We start from the raw sequence: 16,251 nt of genomic DNA on the forward strand, positions 1-16,251 counted from the left end.
CCCGGGAACCGGGCACGAGGCCCGGCGCCCGGGGCGTCAGGTGTTGCTGGGGTGCTGCTGGTCGCTCAGGCCGAGGTGACCGAGCCGCCGGCGGCCTCGATCTTGTCCTTGGCCGTGGCCGAGAACTTGTCGGCGGTGACGTTCACCTTGACGGTGATCTCGCCGGTGCCGAGCACCTTGACCGGCTGGCCTGCACGCACGGCACCCTTGGCCGCGAGGTCGGCTGCGGTCACGTCGCCACCGTCGGGGTACAGCGCCGAGATGCGGTCGAGGTTCACGACCTGGTACTGCACCTTGAACGGGTTCTTGAACCCGCGCAGCTTGGGCAGGCGCATGTGGAGCGGCATGGCGCCACCCTCGAAGCGCTCCGGAACCTGGTAGCGGGCCTTGGTGCCCTTGGTGCCACGACCGGCGGTCTTGCCCTTGGAGCCCTCACCGCGACCCACACGGGTCTTCGCGGTCTTGGCGCCCGGGGCGGGACGCAGGTGGTGCACCTTCAGGGCCGCACCCTCCGCCTTCGCGGCGGTGTCGGCTGCCTTCTTGGTAGCCATGGTCAGTCAACCTCCTCGACGGTGACGAGGTGCGTCACCGTGCGGACCATCCCGCGGATCTCGGGGCGGTCCTCCTTGACGACGACGTCGCCGATGCGCTTCAGACCGAGGCTGCGCAGGGTGTCGCGCTGGTTCTGCTTGCCACCGATCTCGGAACGGGTCTGGGTCACCTTCAGACGAGCCATCACGCACCAGCCTTCGCGGCGGCAGCGGCCTCGCGGCCGGCAGCCTGGGCGCGCAGCATCGCGGCCGGCGCGACCTCGTCCAGCGGCAGGCCGCGGCGAGCCGCGACGGCCTCGGGACGCTCGAGGCCACGGAGGGCCTCGACGGTCGCGTGGACGATGTTGATGGCGTTGCTGGAGCCGAGCGACTTGCTGAGCACGTCGTGGATGCCGGCGCACTCGAGCACGGCGCGCACCGGACCACCGGCGATGACACCGGTACCGGGAGCGGCCGGGCGCAGCATGACGACGCCGGCGGCGGCCTCACCCTGCACGGGGTGCGGGATGGTGCCCTGGATGCGCGGGACCTTGAAGAACTGCTTCTTGGCCTCCTCGACACCCTTGGCGATGGCCGCGGGCACCTCCTTCGCCTTGCCGTAGCCGACACCCACGGTGCCGTCGCCGTCGCCGACCACCACGAGGGCGGTGAAGCTGAAGCGGCGGCCACCCTTGACGACCTTGGCAACGCGGTTGATGGTCACCACGCGCTCGACGTAGGCGTTCTTCTCGGCCTGGTCGCGGCCGCCGTCACGACGGCTGTCGCGACGGTCGCGGCGGTCGCCGCGCTCGCCACGGGCGTTGTCGCCAGCGGCTCCAGTGCCTCGACGCTGGGGTCCGGGCATCAGATGTTCCTCATCTCGACGATTGCGTTCTGGTTCTGGCTCACAGCGACAGCCCACCCTCGCGGGCGCCGTCGGCGATGGCGGCGATGCGGCCGTGGTACTTGTTGCCGCCACGGTCGAAGACGACGGCCTCGACGCCGGCGCTCTTGGCGCGCTCCGCGAGGAGCTCACCGACGCGACGCGCCTTGGCGGTCTTGTCACCCTCGAACGCGCGCAGGTCCGCCTCCATGGTGGAGGCCGAGGCCACGGTCTTGCCGACCGTGTCGTCGACGATCTGCACGAAGACGTGGCGCGAGGAGCGCGACACGACCAGGCGCGGACGCAGCGCGGTGCCGGACACCTTCTTGCGGACGCGCAGGTGGCGACGTCCGCGCGCAGCGGACTTGCCCTTGGCTCGCTTGACGATCATTGCCATGGCTTACTTACCAGCCTTTCCGACCTTGCGGCGGATGTGCTCGCCCGCGTACCGCACGCCCTTGCCCTTGTACGGGTCGGGCTTGCGGAGCTTGCGGATGTTTGCGGCAACCTCGCCAACCAGCTGCTTGTCGATGCCCTGGACCGAGAAACGGGTCGGGGTCTCGACAGCAAAGGAGATGCCCTCGGGGGCCTCCACGGTGATGGGGTGCGAGTAGCCGAGGGCGAACTCGAGGTTCCCGCCCTTGTTGGCCACGCGGTAACCCGTGCCGTGGATCTCCATCTTCTTCTCGTAGCCCTCGGTGACACCGAGGACCATGTTGTTGATGAGCGAGCGGGTCAGGCCGTGCAGGGCACGGGACTGGCGCTCGTCGTTCGGGCGCTTGACCTCGAGGGTGTCATCCGCCTTCTCGACCGTGATCGGCTCGGCCACGACGTGCGTGAGCTCGCCCTTGGGGCCCTTCACCGTGACGGCCTGGCCGTCGATGGCGATGTCGACACCGCTCGGGACGGCGACAGGAAGTCGTCCAATACGCGACATGTCGAATACCCCTTACCAGACGTAGGCGAGGACTTCCCCGCCCACACCCTTGGAAGCCGCCTGACGGTCCGTGAGGAGGCCAGACGACGTGGAAATGATGGCCACACCGAGGCCGCCGAGGACCTTGGGCAGGTTCGTGGACTTGGCGTACACACGCAGACCGGGCTTGGACACCCGGCGCACGCCCGCGATGGAGCGCTCGCGGTTCGGGCCGTACTTCAGCTCTATGGTCAGCGTCTTGCCGACCTCGGCGTCCTCGACCTTCCAGCCGGCGATGTAACCCTCGGCCTGCAGGATCTCGGCGATGTGGGACTTCAGCTTGGAAAACGGCATGGAGACTGCGTCGTGGTGCGCCGAGTTGGCGTTCCGGACGCGGGTCAGCATGTCCGCAATCGGGTCAGTCATGGTCATGGGCTTCTCCGCCCTCTCTCACCGCGGTTTCACTGCTGATGCGCAGCGACCTGCGATGTAGATGGATCAAACGGTGGGGTTTACCAGGAGCTCTTGGTGATGCCGGGCAGCTCGCCGCGGTGCGCCATCTCGCGAAGGCAGACACGGCACAGGCCGAACTTGCGGTACACCGAGTGCGGCCGGCCGCAGCGCTGGCAGCGCGTGTAGGCGCGGACCTTGAACTTCGGCGTCTTGTTGGCCTTGTTGATCAGTGCGGTCTTGGCCATGTCAGTTCTCCTTGAAGGGGAAGCCGAGCGCCTTGAGCAGGGCGCGGCCCTCGTCGTCGTTGCTGGCACTGGTCACCACGGTGATGTCCATGCCACGCACGCGGTCGATCCGGTCCTGGTCGATCTCGTGGAACATCGACTGCTCGTTGAGACCGAAGGTGTAGTTGCCCCGACCGTCGAACTGCTTCGGCGACAGGCCGCGGAAGTCGCGGATGCGCGGCAGCGCGATGGAGACGAGGCGGTCGAGGAACTCCCACATCCGGTCGCCACGCAGCGTGGTGTGCGCGCCGATCGGCATGCCCTCGCGCAGCTTGAACTGCGCGATGGACTTGCGGGCCTTGGTCACGACCGGCTTCTGTCCGGTAATCGCGGTCAGGTCGCGGACCGCGCCCTCGATGAGCTTGGCGTCACGGGCGGCGTCGCCGACACCCATGTTGACGACGACCTTGACGACGCCGGGCACCTGCATGACGTTCTCGTAGCCGAACTGCTCACGCAGCTGGCCCTTGATCTCGTCCGCGTAGCGCTGCTTCAGGCGCGGCTTCGCCGCTGCGGAAATCTCAGTCTGAGTGGTCATAGCTTCTCTCACAGGTCCTTGCCCGAGCGCACGCCGACGCGGGTGCGGGAGGCCTTCTGGCGGCCGTCGCGCTCGACGGTCTCGACGCGGGTCTTGATCCGGGTCGGCTTCTTGTCCTCCGGGTCGACCACGGCCACGTTGCTCACGTGGATCGGGGCCTCCTGGACCACGAGGCCACCGGTGCGCGAGCCACGCGCGGTCTGGCCGGCCTTGGTGTGCCGGGTCACGCGGTTGACGCCCTCGACCAGCACGCGCTGGGTGTCGGGGTACACGGCGATGACCTTGCCCTGCTTGGACTTGTCCTTGCCCGAGAGGACCTGGACGAGGTCGCCCTTCTTGATCTTCATCTTCTCAGCCATGCTCAGAGCACCTCCGGCGCCAGCGAGATGATCTTCATGAACTTCTTCTCACGCAGCTCGCGGCCGACCGGGCCGAAGATGCGCGTGCCACGAGGGTCGCCGTCACCCTTGAGGATGACCGCGGCGTTCTCGTCGAACTTGATGTAGGAACCGTCCTGGCGGCGACGCTCCTTGGCGGTCCGCACGATGACGGCCTTGACGACGTCGCCCTTCTTGACGTTGCCGCCCGGGATGGCGTCCTTGACGGTGGCGACGATGACGTCACCGATGCCGGCGTAACGACGACCGGAGCCGCCGAGAACACGGATGCAAAGGATCTCCTTGGCACCGGTGTTGTCGGCGACGCGCAGTCGCGACTCCTGCTGGATCACTGTCTAACTCCTGTCGTCGAGCTGGTTCTCACCGGGTGCTCCCCCGGCTGAGCCTGGCCGAACTGTGGGTGGTCTGTTTCGGTCGCGCGCGGCATACCAGTGCGATCCGGTATGCCGCGTGCGGCCTGGTCGTGCTCGCTTACTTGGCCTTCTCGAGGATCTCCACCACGCGCCAGCGCTTGGTGGCCGAGAGCGGGCGGGTCTCCATGATCAGGACGCGGTCGCCGATGCCGGCTGCGTTCTGCTCGTCGTGGGCCTTGACCTTGCTGCTGCGCCGCATGACCTTGCCGTAGAGCGCGTGCTTGACGCGGTCCTCGACCTCGACCACGACGGTCTTGTCCATCTTGTCGCTGACGACGTAGCCCTGGCGGGTCTTGCGGTAGTTGCGGTCCGCAGCTGCCTTCACGGCCTCATCCTTCGTGTTCTCGCTCATGCCTGCTCCTCGCGGCCGATGTTGAGCTCGCGCTCACGCATCTCGGTGTAGATCCGCGCGATGTCCTTGCGGACGGCGCGCAGACGGCCGTGGTTGTCCAGCTGGCCTGTGGCCGACTGGAAACGGAGGTTGAACAGCTCCTCCTTGGCCTTGCGGAGCTCGTCGACCAGACGGTCGTCGTCGAAACCACGCAGGTTCTGCGACGTCAGGTCCTTGGAACCGACTGCCATCAGAAGTCACCACCCTCACGCCGGACGAAGCGGCACTTCATCGGCAGCTTGTGCATCGCCAGGCGCAGGGCCTCGCGAGCGATCTCCTCGGAAACACCGGAGATCTCGAACATGACGCGGCCCGGCTTGACGTTGGCGATCCACCACTCCGGCGAGCCCTTACCGGAACCCATGCGGGTCTCAGCCGGCTTCTTGGTGAGCGGGCGGTCCGGGTAGATGTTGATCCAGACCTTTCCGCCACGCTTCATGTAACGGGTCATCGCGATACGAGCGGACTCGATCTGACGGTTGGTGACGTAGGCGGGCTCGAGGGCCTGGATGCCGTAGTCGCCGAACGCGATCTTCGTGCCACCCTTCGCAGCGCCCGAGCGACCCGGGTGGTGCTGCTTGCGGTGCTTGACTCGACGAGGAATCAACATGTCAGGACTCTCCCTCAGTGCTCGCCGGGGCCTGAGCCTCGGCAGCCTCGGTCACCGGGGCCTCGGCCGCGGGGGCCTCGGCAGCGGGACGCTCGCGACGGGCGCGTGCCGGACGGTCGGCGCCGTCACGACGCGGGCCACGCGACGGGCGCGGGGCAGCGGCCTGCTGCTGCGCCAGCTCGCGGGCGGTGACGTCGCCCTTGTAGATCCACACCTTCACGCCGATGCGGCCGAAGGTGGTGCGGGCCTCGTAGAAGCCGTAGTCGATGTTCGCACGGAGGGTGTGCAGCGGCACGCGACCCTCGCGGTAGAACTCGGTGCGCGACATCTCAGCACCGCCGAGGCGGCCGGAGACCTGGACACGGATGCCCTTGGCGCCGGCGCGGGTGGCGGACTGCATGCCCTTGCGCATCGCGCGACGGAACGACACACGAGCCGAGAGCTGCTCGGCGATGCCCTGGGCGACCAGCTGGGCGTCGACCTCGGGGTTCTTCACCTCGAGGATGTTCAGCTGCACCTGCTTGCCCGTGAGCTTCTCCAGCTCGCCGCGGATGCGGTCGGCCTCAGCGCCGCGGCGGCCGATGACGATGCCCGGACGCGCGGTGTGGATGTCGACGCGGACGCGGTCGCGGGTGCGCTCGATCTCCACGCGGGAGATGCCGGCGCGCTCCATGCCCTCGGACATGAGCTTGCGGATCGCCACGTCTTCCTTGACGTAGTCGCGGTAGCGCTGGCCCTCCTTGGTGGAGTCAGCGAACCAGCGGCTCTTGTGCTCGGTGGTGATGCCCAGACGGAAGCCGTGCGGGTTGACCTTCTGGCCCATTAGCGGTTGCCTCCCTTGGACTTCTGGTTCGGCGCGACGACCACGGTGATGTGGCTCGTGCGCTTGTTGATGCGGGCGGCCCGGCCCTGGGCGCGCGGACGGAACCGCTTCATCGTCGGGCCCTCGTCCACGAAGGCCTCGCTGATGACGAGGTTGCGCTCGTCGAACGCCTCGGAGGCCGCGTCGGCCTTGACCCGCGCGTTGGCGATGGCGCTCTGCAGCACCTTCCGGACGGGGTCGGACGCGGCCTGCGGCGCGAACTGCAGCACCGCGACGGCCTCGACGGCCTGCTTGCCGCGGATCAGGTCCACGATGCGGCGGGCCTTCATCGGCGTGACGCGCACGTGGCGCGCGACAGCCTTGGCTTCCATCACGTTGTCCTTGTTCTCGGTGGAGGCGGCCATCAGCGGCGACGCCCCTTCTTGTCGTCCTTCACGTGACCCTTGAACGTGCGGGTCGGTGCGAACTCGCCGAGCTTGTGGCCGACCATCGACTCGGTCACGAAGACCGGGACGTGCTTGCGGCCGTCGTGCACGGCAAGGGTGTGACCCAGCATGTCCGGCGAGATCACCGAGCGACGCGACCAGGTCTTGATGACGTTCTTGCTGCCCGCTTCGTTCTGAGCGTCCACCTTCTTCTGAAGGTGGTCGTCGATGAAGGGGCCCTTCTTCAAGCTACGAGGCATGTTTCTTCAGGCTCCTACTCAGCGCTTCTTGCCAGTACGACGGCGGCGAACGATCAGCTTGTCGCTCGGCTTGCCGGGGCGGCGGGTCCGGCCCTCAGGCTGGCCCCAGGGGCTGACCGGGTGGCGACCACCGGAGGTCTTGCCCTCACCACCACCGTGCGGGTGGTCGACCGGGTTCATGGCGACACCACGGACGGTCGGGCGCTTGCCCTTCCAGCGCATGCGGCCGGCCTTGCCCCAGTTGATGTTGGACTGCTCGGCGTTGCCCACCTCGCCGACCGTGGCGCGGCAGCGCAGGTCGACGTTGCGGATCTCGCCGGACGGCATGCGCAGCTGGGCGTAGGGGCCGTCCTTGGCGACGAGCTGGACGCGCACACCCGCCGAACGGGCGATCTTCGCGCCGCCACCGGGCTTGAGCTCGACGGCGTGGATGACCGTACCGGTCGGGATGTTGCGCAGCGGCAGGCTGTTGCCCGGCTTGATGTCGGCGCCCGCGCCGTTCTCGATCATGTCGCCCTGGCGCAGCTTGTTCGGCGCGAGGATGTAGCGCTTCTCGCCGTCGGCGTAGTGCAGCAGCGCGATGCGGGCGGTGCGGTTGGGGTCGTACTCGATGTGAGCGACCTTGGCCGGCACGCCGTCCTTGTCGTGGCGGCGGAAGTCGATGACTCGGTAGGCACGCTTGTGGCCACCACCGATGTGACGGGTGGTGATGCGGCCGTTGCTGTTGCGCCCACCGCTCTTGGTCAGCGGACGGACCAGCGACTTCTCCGGCGTGGAGCGCGTGACCTCGACGAAGTCGGCGACGCTCGAGCCGCGCCGGCCTGGCGTCGTCGGCTTGTACTTACGGATACCCATGTCTTAGTTCCTCAGTTCCTCAAGCGTTCTCGTCAGGCGCCCGCACCGAAGATGTCGATCGAGCCCTCGCGGAGGGTGACGATCGCGCGCTTGGTGTCCTTGCGCTTGCCGAGGCCGAAACGCGTACGACGGGTCTTGCCCGGACGGTTCAGGGTGTTGACCGAGTCGACCTTGACGCCGAACACACGCTCGACCGCGATCTTGATCTCGGTCTTGTTCGCCCGCGGGTCCACGATGAAGGTGTACTTGCCCTCGTCGAGGAGGCCGTACGACTTCTCCGAGACGACCGGCGCGATCAGGATGTCGCGGGGGTCCTTGTGAGCGCTCACTTGGCCTCCTCCTTGTCAGCCTTGGCCGGCCCCGCCACGAAGGCGTCGAGGGCGGCCTGGGTGAAGACGACGTCGTCGGCGCAGAGCACGTCGTAGGTGTTCAGCTGGTCGGCCACGAGGACGTGGACGTCGGCCAGGTTGCGCACCGACTTGAACGAGACCTCGTCGTCGCGGGTCAGCACGACGAGCAGGTTCTTGCGCTCGGTCAAGCCGGACAGCAGCGCCAGCGCGTCCTTGGCGGACGGGGCGTCACCGGTCACCAGCGAGTCGACGACGTGGATGCGGCCGTGGCGCGCCCGGTCGGAGAGGGCTCCGCGCAGGGCGGCAGCCTTCATCTTCTTGGGGGTGCGCTGGGCGTAGTCGCGCGGCTGCGGGCCGTGGACCACGCCACCACCGGCGAACTGGGGCGCACGGGTCGAGCCCTGGCGGGCGCGGCCGGTGCCCTTCTGGCGGTAGGGCTTGCGGCCACCGCCGCGGACCTCGCCGCGGGTCTTGGTGGAGTGCGTGCCCTGACGCGCGGCAGCGAGCTGCGCCACGACGACCTGGTGGATCAGGGGGACGTTGACCTGGACGTCGAAGATCTCGGCGGGCAGGTTCTTCTCAGCAGTAGGCATCAGGCTCAGGCTCCCTTGGCAGCCGTGCGAACCAGGACCAGGCCGCCGCGGGGGCCGGGGACGGCACCCTTGACGAGCAGCAGACCCTTCTCCGCGTCCACGGCGTGGATGGTGAGGTTCTGGGTGGTCTGGCGCACGCCGCCCATGCGGCCGGCCATGCGCATGCCCTTGAAGACGCGACCCGGGGTGGCGCAGCCACCGATCGAGCCCGGCTTGCGGTGGTTGCGGTGCGCGCCGTGCGAGGCGGAGACACCCTTGAAGCCGTGACGCTTCATGACACCGGCGAAGCCCTTGCCCTTGGTGGTGCCGGTGACGTCGATCTCCTGGCCGGCCTCGAAGAGCTCGGCGGTGATCTCCTGGCCCAGGGTGTACTCGCCCGCATCGGCGGTGCGCAGCTCGACGAGGTGGCGGCGCGGGGTCACACCGGCCTTCTCGAAGTGGCCGCCCATCGGCTTGTTGACCTTGCGCGGGTCGATCGCGCCGTAGGCGATCTGGACCGCGGCGTAGCCGTCGGTGTCGGCGTCGCGCACCTGGGTGACGACGCAGGGGCCGGCCTTGATCACGGTCACGGGGACGAGCCGGTTGTCGGCGTCCCAGACCTGGGTCATGCCCAGCTTCTCGCCGAGCACGCCCTTCACCGTCTTGGTAGCAGTCGTGGTCATGTCGTCAGCCTCAGAGCTTGATCTCGATGTTGACGTCAGCCGGAAGGTCGAGTCGCATCAGCGAGTCGACGGCCTTCGGCGTCGGGTCGATGATGTCAATCAGGCGCTTGTGGGTTCGCATCTCGAAGTGCTCGCGGCTGTCCTTGTACTTGTGGGGCGAGCGGATGACCACGAAGACGTTCTTCTCCGTGGGCAGCGGCACGGGGCCGACCACCGTCGCGCCAGCACGGGTCACCGTGTCGACAATCTTGCGCGCCGAGTTGTCGATGACCTCGTGGTCATACGACTTCAAGCGGATGCGGATCTTCTGTCCCGCCATCTCCGTTACGTCTCTCTCTCGCCGTACAGCTTGCATGTGGCCGGCTCACGGATCTCCGACCCCCGCGGTCGGGTGTGTCGCACCCGCTTCGCGGCCCGACGACAGGCGTTCTCACGCATATCGTGCGGCTTTCTCGGATATCCGGCGGAGCCGGGGCTTGCGCTTCCCTGGAGTGTCGCCCCGGGCTGCGTCAGCAGCGCCGGTTCGAGTCGTGTCACCGGGGTGGCGGCGCTGACATGGGTCAGCAACGCGCGACAAGCAACCGGACCAGTGTGCCAGAGCATCGACGACCTACCAAATCGGGTCGGGAGCCCCCGGCATACCCGCTCGCGTGGCGCGTCGCGCGGCCCCTAGGCGGGCGGCACGGCGACGACAGCGTATGCCGGGTGGCGGACGTCAGCGCTCCTGTGCCCCGTTGTGAGCGCCGTTGTGGGCGCCGTTGCGCTGGGCCTCCTCGCGCAGCCGGCGGCCCTCCTCGACCTTCTCCTGGAGCTTCTCGGCCTTCTTGTCCGAGGCCCGGGTGTCCCGTGGCGGCAGCTGAATGGTCTCCTCGGCCTCGATGCCCGCCTGCAGCTCGCGGGAGCGCTCGAGCTCGGCGTCGACCTCGGCCCCGAAGAGCAGCGCCAGGTTCGTGATCCACAGCCACAGCAGGAAGACGATGACGCCGGCGAGCGAGCCGTAGGTCTTGTTGTAGGAGCCGAAGTTGGCGACGTAGAAGCCGAAGGCGACCGACGCCAGCAGCCACACGAGGATCGCGATGGCGGCGCCGACGCTCATCCAGCGGAACTTCGGCTGCCTGACGTTGGGGGTGGCGTAGTAGAGCACGGCGACCAGGACGATGACGATGGCCAGCATCACCGGCCACTTCGCGATGCCCCACACCGTGACGGCCGTGTCGCCGAGGCCGATGACGTCGCCGATGGACCGCGCGAGCGGGCCGCTCACGACGAGGCCGATGAGCAGCAGCGCGACCAGGAGGATGCCCGCCAGGGTCAGCAGCAGCTGCAGCGGGCGCAGCTTCCACACCGGGCGGCCCTCGTCGATCTGGTAGATGCGGTTCATCGCCCGACCGAAGGCGCCGACGTAGCCGGATGCGGACCAGATGGCGCCGACGATTCCGAAGACGAACGCGAAACCCGCCGCCTGGGTGCGGGTCATCTGCTCGATCGGGCCCTGGAGGGCGTCGGCGGCGCTCCCCTGCCCCAGCTGGCGCACGATGTCGAGCAGGGCCTCGGTCGTCGACTGCCCCTGGCCGAAGACGCCGAGCAGCGAGACCAGGGCCAGCATCGCCGGGAAGATCGCCAGCACGGCGTAGTAGGTCAGGGCCGCGGCGAGGTCGGTGCACTGGTCGCGGCCGAACTCCATCCAGGCCTTCTTGGCGGTGTAGGTCCAGGCCGGCTTGACAAGGTCGGACGGCGAGCCGGGCTTGCGGTCGTCGTCCTCGTGCGGTGCGGTCTGCGCCTTCTCGACGCTGGCGCCTTCGCGAGCCATCGCCGGCTCCTTTCGGTGCAGTGGTCCTTGTGGGGAGATGTCGCCCTCCTCGACTCTAGGTACCCCGTCCGCAGGCTGCGCGTCGGGCGATACTGGGGCCGGACACCCGACACCACGGCGGCACGCGGCGGGAGCGACGATGACGAGCACCAGCACCCCTGCGGTTGGCCCGGGGCCGGGGCGGTCCCGGCAGGGCGAGGTCTACCGGGCGGGGGTGCTGGGGCGCCGGCCCCGGGTGCCCGTGGACACGGCAGCGCTGGAGCGGCGTGCCCGCTCGGTGATGTCGGAGCGGGCCTGGGCCTACGTCAGCGGCGGCGCCGGAGCCGGGCTGACCATGGCCGCCAACCGTGCCGCCTTCGCGCGCTGGTCGATCGTGCCCCGGATGCTGCCCGGCCCCGTGCGGCGGGACCTCGGCGTCGAGCTGTTCGGCCGTGCCCTGCCCACTCCCCTGGTCCTGTCGCCGGTCGGTGCGGCCGCCGTGGCCCGAAGGGAGAGCGACACGCTGGCCGCCGCTGCGGCCTCCTCGCTCGAGATCCCCTTCGTCATCTCCAGCCAGGGCTGCAGCCCCATGGAGGACGTCGCGGCGGCCATGGGCCAGGGCCCGCGCTGGTACCAGCTCTACTGGAGCACCGACGAGCAGCTCGTCGACAGCATGGTCGCCCGGGCCGAGGCCATCGGGTCCGACGCGCTCGTCGTCACCGTGGACACCACCACGCTCGGCTGGCGACCGCTGGACCTCGGCCTGGGCAGCCTGCCCTTCACCCGGGGCATCGGCATCGCGCAGTACACCTCCGACCCCCGCTTCCGCCAGATCGTCGCCGAGCGGCTCGCCGCACCTCGCGGGCCGGCTGCACCCGTGCGACCCACGCCCGCGGCCGTGCGCTCGCTGCTCTCCATCACCCGGCACCACCCGGGCCGGTTCCGCGACAACCTGCGCTCGCCGGTCCCCCGTACCGCGGTCGAGGCCTTCCTCGACCTCTACTCGAACCCGGGCCTGAGCTGGGACGACCTCGCGACGCTGCGCCACCGCACGCGGCTGCCCGTGCTGGTCAAGGGAGTGCTGCACCCCGACGACGCCCGCCGGGCGGTGGAGGCCGGCGCCAGCGGGGTCGTCGTCTCCAACCACGGCGGACGCCAGGTCGACGGTGCGCTCGCCTCCCTCGACGCCCTGCCGGCGGTCCGCAAGGCCGTCGACCCGGACACGGTGGTCGTGCTCGACAGCGGCGTGCGCACCGGGGCCGATGTGCTCAAGGCGCTGGCCCTCGGCGCCGACGCGGTGGGCATCGGGCGGCCCTGGGTCTACGGCCTGGCGGTCGCCGGGCAGGAGGGAGTCCGGGAGGTGCTGGCCAACCTCGTCGCCGAGCTCGAGCTCACGATGGGCCTGAGCGGCGTGGCGTCGGTGCGGGACGTCGCGCCCGACCTCCTCACGCCCAGCCCGTGAGCGCCGCGGGCACGGAGAGAGGACGCTGAAGGCCCCGCAGCCGAAGCTGCGGGGCCTTCAGTGTGGTGCTCGAGGAGCGTCAGATCACTTGGTGATCTTGGTGACGCGGCCGGCGCCGACGGTGCGGCCACCCTCGCGGATCGCGAACTTGAGGCCCTCCTCCATGGCGATCGGCTGGATGAGCTCGACCTTCATCTCGGTGTTGTCACCGGGCATGACCATCTCGGTGCCCTCAGGCAGGTGGACAACGCCGGTCACGTCAGTCGTACGGAAGTAGAACTGCGGACGGTAGTTGTCGTAGAACGGCGTGTGACGGCCGCCCTCGTCCTTGGACAGGATGTAGACGTTCGCCTCGAACTCGGTGTGCGGGGTGATCGAGCCCGGCTTGCAGATGACCTGCCCGCGCTCGACGTCCTCGCGCTTGGTGCCGCGCAGGAGCAGACCGACGTTCTCGCCCGCACGACCCTCGTCGAGGAGCTTGCGGAACATCTCGATGCCGGTCGCGGTGGTCTTGGCCGGCGGGCCGGTGTGGATGCCGACGATCTCGACCTCCTCGTTGACCTTGAGGACACCGCGCTCGATGCGGCCGGTGACGACGGTGCCACGACCGGTGATCGTGAAGACGTCCTCGACGGGCATGAGGAACGGCTTGTCGATCTCGCGCTCCGGCTCCGGGATGGACTCGTCGACCGCGTCCATGAGGTCGAGCACGGACTTGCCCCACTCGGCGTCGCCCTCGAGGGCCTTGAGCGCCGAGACCTTGACGACCGGCAGGTCGTCGCCCGGGAACTCGTAGGCCGAGAGCAGCTCACGGACCTCCATCTCGACGAGCTCGAGGATCTCCTCGTCGTCGACCATGTCGGCCTTGTTGAGCGCCACGACGATGTAGGGGACGCCGACCTGGCGGGCCAGGAGGACGTGCTCCTTCGTCTGGGGCATCGGGCCGTCGGTGGCGGCGACCACGAGGATCGCGCCGTCCATCTGCGCCGCACCCGTGATCATGTTCTTCACGTAGTCGGCGTGGCCCGGGCAGTCGACGTGAGCGTAGTGACGCTTCTCCGTCTGGTACTCGATGTGCGCGATGGAGATGGTGATACCGCGCTGCTTCTCCTCGGGCGCCTTGTCGATGTCCTCGAACGCGAACTGCGGGTTCAGGTCCGGGTACTTGTCGTGCAGGACCTTGGAGATCGCTGCCGTCAGCGTCGTCTTACCGTGGTCGATGTGACCGATGGTGCCGATGTTGACGTGCGGCTTAGTCCGCTCGAACTTTGCCTTCGCCACTGGTGGTCCTCCTCAGGACTGTTTTGTGTTACGCCGTACGACCAGGCAGGACGTGGCGCCGTTTGTGGGTGGTGTAACTGAATCGCGGTGTGCGACCGGCATCCTACCGGTCACTCACCCCGGGTCTTCTTGATGATCTCCTCCGCGACGGCCTTGGGGACCTCGGCGTAGGAGTCGAACTCCATCGAGAAGCTCGCCCGGCCCTGCGTCTTGGAGCGCAGGTCGCCGACGTAGCCGAACATCTCGGACAGCGGGACCAGGCCGCGCACGACCTTGGCACCCGAGATGTCCTCCATGCCCTGGATCTGGCCACGGCGGGAGTTGATGTCGCCGATGACGTCGCCCATGTAGTCCTCGGGCGTGCGCACCTCGACGGCCATCATCGGCTCGAGCAGAACGGGGTCCGCCTTGCGGACGGCCTCCTTCAGCGCCATCGAGCCGGCGATCTTGAACGCCATCTCCGAGGAGTCGACGTCGTGGTAGGCACCGTCGACCAGGGTGGCCTTGATGCCGACCATCGGGTAACCGGCCAGCACGCCGTACTGCATGGCGTCCTGGATGCCGGCGTCCACCGACGGGATGTACTCGCGCGGGACGCGACCACCGGTGACCGCGTTGTTGAACTCGTACAGCTCGCCGGACTCCTGGGCCTCCAGGGGCTCGATGGTGACCTGCACCTTCGCGAACTGGCCGGAGCCACCGGTCTGCTTCTTGTGGGTGTAGTCGTACTTCTCGACGGCCCTGCGGATCGTCTCGCGGTACGCCACCTGCGGCTTGCCGACGTTGGCCTCGACCTTGAACTCGCGCTTCATGCGGTCGACGAGGATGTCGAGGTGGAGCTCGCCCATGCCGGCGATGATCGTCTGGCCGGTCTCCTCGTCGAGGTGCACCTGGAAGGTGGGGTCCTCGGCGGAGAGCTTCTGGATGGCCGTCGACAGCTTCTCCTGGTCGCCCTTGGTCTTGGGCTCGATGGCGACCTGGATCACCGGGTCCGGGAAGGTCATCGACTCGAGCACGATCTGCTCGTTCGGGTCGCTCAGGGTGTCACCGGTGGTGGTGTCCTTGAGGCCGATCGCGGCGTAGATGTGGCCGGCGAGGGCCTCCTCGACCGGGTTCTCCTTGTTGGCGTGCATCTGGAAGAGCTTGCCGATGCGCTCCTTCTTGCCCTTGGTCGTGTTGACGACCTGCGAGCCCGCGGCGACGCGGCCGGAGTAGACCCGGATGAAGGTGAGGGTGCCGAAGAACGGGTGCGAGGCGACCTTGAAGGCCAGCGCCGAGAACGGCGCGTCCTTGCTGGGCTCGCGGGTCATCTCGACGTCCTCGTGGCCGGGCTTGTGCCCCTTCATGGCCTCGACGTCGAGCGGCGACGGCAGGTAGTCGACGACCGCGTCGAGCATCGGCTGCACACCGCGGTTCTTGAACGCGGAGCCGCACAGCACCGGGTAGAGCTCGGAGTTGACCGTCAGCTTGCGGATGCCGGCCTTGAGCTCCTCGGGGGTCAGCTCCTCGCCGCCGAGGTACTTCTCCATGAGGGCGTCGTCGGACTCGGCCACGCGCTCGACGAGGTGGTGGCGGTACTCCTCGACCTTCTCGAGCATGTCGGCCGGGATGTCCTGGATCTCGTACTTGGCGCCCATGGTGACGTCACCCTTGGCATCGCCGGGCCACACGAGGGCGCGACGGTAGATCAGGTCGACGACACCGATGAAGTCGTTCTCGGCACCGATCGGCAGCTGCAGCACGAGCGGCTCGGCGCCGAGGCGGTCCTTGATGGTCTGCACGGTGAAGTAGAAGTCCGCGCCGAGCTTGTCCATCTTGTTGACGAACGCGATGCGGGGGACGTCGTACTTGTCGGCCTGGCGCCACACGGTCTCGGACTGGGGCTCCACGCCCTCCTTGCCGTCGAACACCGCGACGGCGCCGTCGAGCACACGCAGCGAGCGCTCGACCTCGACGGTGAAGTCGACGTGGCCGGGCGTGTCGATGATGTTGATCTGGGTGCCCTCCCAGAAGGAGGTGACCGCGGCAGACGTGATCGTGATGCCGCGCTCCTTCTCCTGCTCCATCCAGTCGGTGGTGGAGGCGCCGTCGTGGGTCTCGCCCATCTTCCGGTTGACACCGGTGTAGAAGAGGATGCGCTCAGTCGTCGTCGTCTTGCCGGCGTCGATGTGCGCCATGATGCCGATGTTGCGGACCTTGGTCAGGTCCGTCAGGACGTCGAGTGCCACTCGTTTATCTCATCTCGCTCGTTGCGGAAGTGCGTTCGTTCTGTCGCAGCGCGTATGCCGTGCCAACGGCCTCTCAGCTGCTGGTGCCGGCGGGCGGCCCGGGCCCC

Annotated in this window: 24 protein-coding genes and 1 pseudogene; 1 reads left to right on the top strand and 24 read right to left on the bottom strand. The window is 68.3% G+C overall.

Annotated features, from left to right (window positions below):
- Nucleotides 1-65 precede the first annotated feature (65 nt).
- The 22 genes and pseudogenes from rplO to P2F65_RS05375 form a co-directional block, all read right to left on the bottom strand.
- Nucleotides 66-551, bottom strand: coding sequence for a 50S ribosomal protein L15 (gene rplO / locus P2F65_RS05270; protein WP_275804871.1), 486 nt, complete (start codon nt 549-551; stop codon nt 66-68).
- A 2-nt stretch (nt 552-553) separates the two neighbouring features.
- Complete coding sequence (gene rpmD / locus P2F65_RS05275; RefSeq protein WP_141789341.1) at nt 554-736, bottom strand: 50S ribosomal protein L30; 183 nt, start codon at nt 734-736, stop codon at nt 554-556.
- Nucleotides 736-1,395: a 30S ribosomal protein S5 gene (gene rpsE, locus P2F65_RS05280; protein WP_275804874.1), complete on the bottom strand. Its 660-nt coding sequence runs from the start codon at nt 1,393-1,395 to the stop codon at nt 736-738. The genes rpmD and rpsE overlap by 1 nt, the downstream gene beginning before the upstream one ends.
- Before the next feature lie 40 nt (nt 1,396-1,435).
- Nucleotides 1,436-1,810, bottom strand: a complete 375-nt coding sequence (gene rplR, locus P2F65_RS05285; RefSeq protein ID WP_275804876.1) for a 50S ribosomal protein L18 — start codon at nt 1,808-1,810, stop codon at nt 1,436-1,438.
- A 3-nt stretch (nt 1,811-1,813) separates the two neighbouring features.
- Nucleotides 1,814-2,350: a 50S ribosomal protein L6 gene (rplF, locus tag P2F65_RS05290; RefSeq protein WP_275804877.1), complete on the bottom strand. Its 537-nt coding sequence runs from the start codon at nt 2,348-2,350 to the stop codon at nt 1,814-1,816.
- 12 nt (nt 2,351-2,362) lie between these two features.
- Nucleotides 2,363-2,761 carry a 30S ribosomal protein S8 gene (rpsH, locus tag P2F65_RS05295; protein WP_091756351.1) on the bottom strand — a complete coding sequence of 133 codons (399 nt, stop codon included), beginning with the start codon at nt 2,759-2,761 and terminating at the stop codon, nt 2,363-2,365.
- 80 nt (nt 2,762-2,841) lie between these two features.
- A complete protein-coding gene (locus tag P2F65_RS05300; RefSeq protein WP_091756353.1) occupies nt 2,842-3,027 on the bottom strand; it encodes a type Z 30S ribosomal protein S14 in 186 nt (61 codons plus the stop codon).
- Between the two features lies 1 nt (nt 3,028).
- Nucleotides 3,029-3,604: a 50S ribosomal protein L5 gene (gene rplE, locus P2F65_RS05305; protein ID WP_275804880.1), complete on the bottom strand. Its 576-nt coding sequence runs from the start codon at nt 3,602-3,604 to the stop codon at nt 3,029-3,031.
- 8 nt (nt 3,605-3,612) lie between these two features.
- Complete coding sequence (gene rplX / locus P2F65_RS05310; RefSeq protein WP_275804881.1) at nt 3,613-3,963, bottom strand: 50S ribosomal protein L24; 351 nt, start codon at nt 3,961-3,963, stop codon at nt 3,613-3,615.
- Nucleotides 3,964-3,965: 2 nt separating this feature from the next.
- The gene (gene rplN / locus P2F65_RS05315; RefSeq protein WP_275804883.1) at nt 3,966-4,334 is read right to left on the bottom strand and encodes a 50S ribosomal protein L14; all 369 of its coding nucleotides are present in this window, start codon (nt 4,332-4,334) and stop codon (nt 3,966-3,968) included.
- Between the two features lie 139 nt (nt 4,335-4,473).
- Complete coding sequence (gene rpsQ, locus P2F65_RS05320; protein ID WP_275804885.1) at nt 4,474-4,767, bottom strand: 30S ribosomal protein S17; 294 nt, start codon at nt 4,765-4,767, stop codon at nt 4,474-4,476.
- A gap of 23 nt (nt 4,768-4,790) precedes the next feature.
- Nucleotides 4,791-4,997, bottom strand: a pseudogene (gene rpmC, locus P2F65_RS05325) (50S ribosomal protein L29); the annotation flags it as partial.
- Nucleotides 4,997-5,416: a 50S ribosomal protein L16 gene (gene rplP / locus P2F65_RS05330; RefSeq protein WP_275804889.1), complete on the bottom strand. Its 420-nt coding sequence runs from the start codon at nt 5,414-5,416 to the stop codon at nt 4,997-4,999. The gene rplP and the pseudogene rpmC, both read right to left, overlap by 1 nt.
- A gap of 1 nt (nt 5,417) precedes the next feature.
- Nucleotides 5,418-6,239, bottom strand: a complete 822-nt coding sequence (gene rpsC / locus P2F65_RS05335; RefSeq protein ID WP_275804891.1) for a 30S ribosomal protein S3 — start codon at nt 6,237-6,239, stop codon at nt 5,418-5,420.
- On the bottom strand, nt 6,239-6,610 hold the full coding sequence (gene rplV / locus P2F65_RS05340; RefSeq protein ID WP_275807287.1) for a 50S ribosomal protein L22: 372 nt from the start codon (nt 6,608-6,610) through the stop codon (nt 6,239-6,241). Before rplV ends, rpsC begins: the two co-directional genes overlap by 1 nt.
- A gap of 32 nt (nt 6,611-6,642) precedes the next feature.
- Nucleotides 6,643-6,924: a 30S ribosomal protein S19 gene (gene rpsS, locus P2F65_RS05345; RefSeq protein ID WP_091756369.1), complete on the bottom strand. Its 282-nt coding sequence runs from the start codon at nt 6,922-6,924 to the stop codon at nt 6,643-6,645.
- An 18-nt stretch (nt 6,925-6,942) separates the two neighbouring features.
- Nucleotides 6,943-7,779 carry a 50S ribosomal protein L2 gene (rplB, locus tag P2F65_RS05350; RefSeq protein WP_275804894.1) on the bottom strand — a complete coding sequence of 279 codons (837 nt, stop codon included), beginning with the start codon at nt 7,777-7,779 and terminating at the stop codon, nt 6,943-6,945.
- A gap of 32 nt (nt 7,780-7,811) precedes the next feature.
- Complete coding sequence (gene rplW, locus P2F65_RS05355) at nt 7,812-8,108, bottom strand: 50S ribosomal protein L23 (RefSeq protein ID WP_275804896.1); 297 nt, start codon at nt 8,106-8,108, stop codon at nt 7,812-7,814.
- Nucleotides 8,105-8,722 (bottom strand): 50S ribosomal protein L4, encoded by a 618-nt coding sequence (gene rplD, locus P2F65_RS05360; RefSeq protein ID WP_275804898.1) that lies wholly within the window; start codon nt 8,720-8,722, stop codon nt 8,105-8,107. Before rplD ends, rplW begins: the two co-directional genes overlap by 4 nt.
- Before the next feature lie 5 nt (nt 8,723-8,727).
- Nucleotides 8,728-9,384 carry a 50S ribosomal protein L3 gene (gene rplC, locus P2F65_RS05365; protein ID WP_275804900.1) on the bottom strand — a complete coding sequence of 219 codons (657 nt, stop codon included), beginning with the start codon at nt 9,382-9,384 and terminating at the stop codon, nt 8,728-8,730.
- A 10-nt stretch (nt 9,385-9,394) separates the two neighbouring features.
- Nucleotides 9,395-9,703, bottom strand: coding sequence for a 30S ribosomal protein S10 (gene rpsJ / locus P2F65_RS05370; RefSeq protein ID WP_009775966.1), 309 nt, complete (start codon nt 9,701-9,703; stop codon nt 9,395-9,397).
- 396 nt (nt 9,704-10,099) lie between these two features.
- Complete coding sequence (locus tag P2F65_RS05375; RefSeq protein ID WP_275804909.1) at nt 10,100-11,194, bottom strand: YihY/virulence factor BrkB family protein; 1,095 nt, start codon at nt 11,192-11,194, stop codon at nt 10,100-10,102.
- A 139-nt stretch (nt 11,195-11,333) separates the two neighbouring features.
- Here P2F65_RS05375 and P2F65_RS05380 point away from each other — a divergent pair, with 139 nt between their 5' ends.
- A complete protein-coding gene (locus P2F65_RS05380; protein ID WP_275804911.1) occupies nt 11,334-12,635 on the top strand; it encodes an alpha-hydroxy-acid oxidizing protein in 1,302 nt (433 codons plus the stop codon).
- 84 nt (nt 12,636-12,719) lie between these two features.
- Here P2F65_RS05380 and tuf read toward each other — a convergent pair whose 3' ends face one another.
- Nucleotides 12,720-13,916: an elongation factor Tu gene (gene tuf, locus P2F65_RS05385; protein ID WP_275804913.1), complete on the bottom strand. Its 1,197-nt coding sequence runs from the start codon at nt 13,914-13,916 to the stop codon at nt 12,720-12,722.
- Nucleotides 13,917-14,026: 110 nt separating this feature from the next.
- On the bottom strand, nt 14,027-16,144 hold the full coding sequence (fusA, locus tag P2F65_RS05390; protein WP_275804915.1) for an elongation factor G: 2,118 nt from the start codon (nt 16,142-16,144) through the stop codon (nt 14,027-14,029).
- Nucleotides 16,145-16,251: the final 107 nt, after the last annotated feature.

It is taken from the genome of Knoellia sp. p5-6-4, assembly GCF_029222705.1.
GTDB lineage: Bacteria > Actinomycetota > Actinomycetes > Actinomycetales > Dermatophilaceae > Pedococcus_A.

Bases quoted from the DNA above. Each gene is read 5' to 3' on its own strand.
- rplO (WP_275804871.1), bottom strand. From the start codon at position 551: ATGGCTACCAAGAAGGCAGCCGACACCGCCGCGAAGGCGGAGGGTGCG.
- rpmD (WP_141789341.1), bottom strand. From the start codon at position 736: ATGGCTCGTCTGAAGGTGACCCAGACCCGTTCCGAGATCGGTGGCAAG.
- rpsE (WP_275804874.1), bottom strand. From the start codon at position 1,395: ATGCCCGGACCCCAGCGTCGAGGCACTGGAGCCGCTGGCGACAACGCC.
- rplR (WP_275804876.1), bottom strand. From the start codon at position 1,810: ATGGCAATGATCGTCAAGCGAGCCAAGGGCAAGTCCGCTGCGCGCGGA.
- rplF (WP_275804877.1), bottom strand. From the start codon at position 2,350: ATGTCGCGTATTGGACGACTTCCTGTCGCCGTCCCGAGCGGTGTCGAC.
- rpsH (WP_091756351.1), bottom strand. From the start codon at position 2,761: ATGACCATGACTGACCCGATTGCGGACATGCTGACCCGCGTCCGGAAC.
- P2F65_RS05300 (WP_091756353.1), bottom strand. From the start codon at position 3,027: ATGGCCAAGACCGCACTGATCAACAAGGCCAACAAGACGCCGAAGTTC.
- rplE (WP_275804880.1), bottom strand. From the start codon at position 3,604: ATGACCACTCAGACTGAGATTTCCGCAGCGGCGAAGCCGCGCCTGAAG.
- rplX (WP_275804881.1), bottom strand. From the start codon at position 3,963: ATGGCTGAGAAGATGAAGATCAAGAAGGGCGACCTCGTCCAGGTCCTC.
- rpsQ (WP_275804885.1), bottom strand. From the start codon at position 4,767: ATGAGCGAGAACACGAAGGATGAGGCCGTGAAGGCAGCTGCGGACCGC.
- rplP (WP_275804889.1), bottom strand. From the start codon at position 5,416: ATGTTGATTCCTCGTCGAGTCAAGCACCGCAAGCAGCACCACCCGGGT.
- rpsC (WP_275804891.1), bottom strand. From the start codon at position 6,239: ATGGGCCAGAAGGTCAACCCGCACGGCTTCCGTCTGGGCATCACCACC.
- rplV (WP_275807287.1), bottom strand. From the start codon at position 6,610: ATGGAAGCCAAGGCTGTCGCGCGCCACGTGCGCGTCACGCCGATGAAG.
- rpsS (WP_091756369.1), bottom strand. From the start codon at position 6,924: ATGCCTCGTAGCTTGAAGAAGGGCCCCTTCATCGACGACCACCTTCAG.
- rplB (WP_275804894.1), bottom strand. From the start codon at position 7,779: ATGGGTATCCGTAAGTACAAGCCGACGACGCCAGGCCGGCGCGGCTCG.
- rplD (WP_275804898.1), bottom strand. From the start codon at position 8,722: ATGCCTACTGCTGAGAAGAACCTGCCCGCCGAGATCTTCGACGTCCAG.
- rplC (WP_275804900.1), bottom strand. From the start codon at position 9,384: ATGACCACGACTGCTACCAAGACGGTGAAGGGCGTGCTCGGCGAGAAG.
- rpsJ (WP_009775966.1), bottom strand. From the start codon at position 9,703: ATGGCGGGACAGAAGATCCGCATCCGCTTGAAGTCGTATGACCACGAG.
- P2F65_RS05375 (WP_275804909.1), bottom strand. From the start codon at position 11,194: ATGGCTCGCGAAGGCGCCAGCGTCGAGAAGGCGCAGACCGCACCGCAC.
- P2F65_RS05380 (WP_275804911.1), top strand. From the start codon at position 11,334: ATGACGAGCACCAGCACCCCTGCGGTTGGCCCGGGGCCGGGGCGGTCC.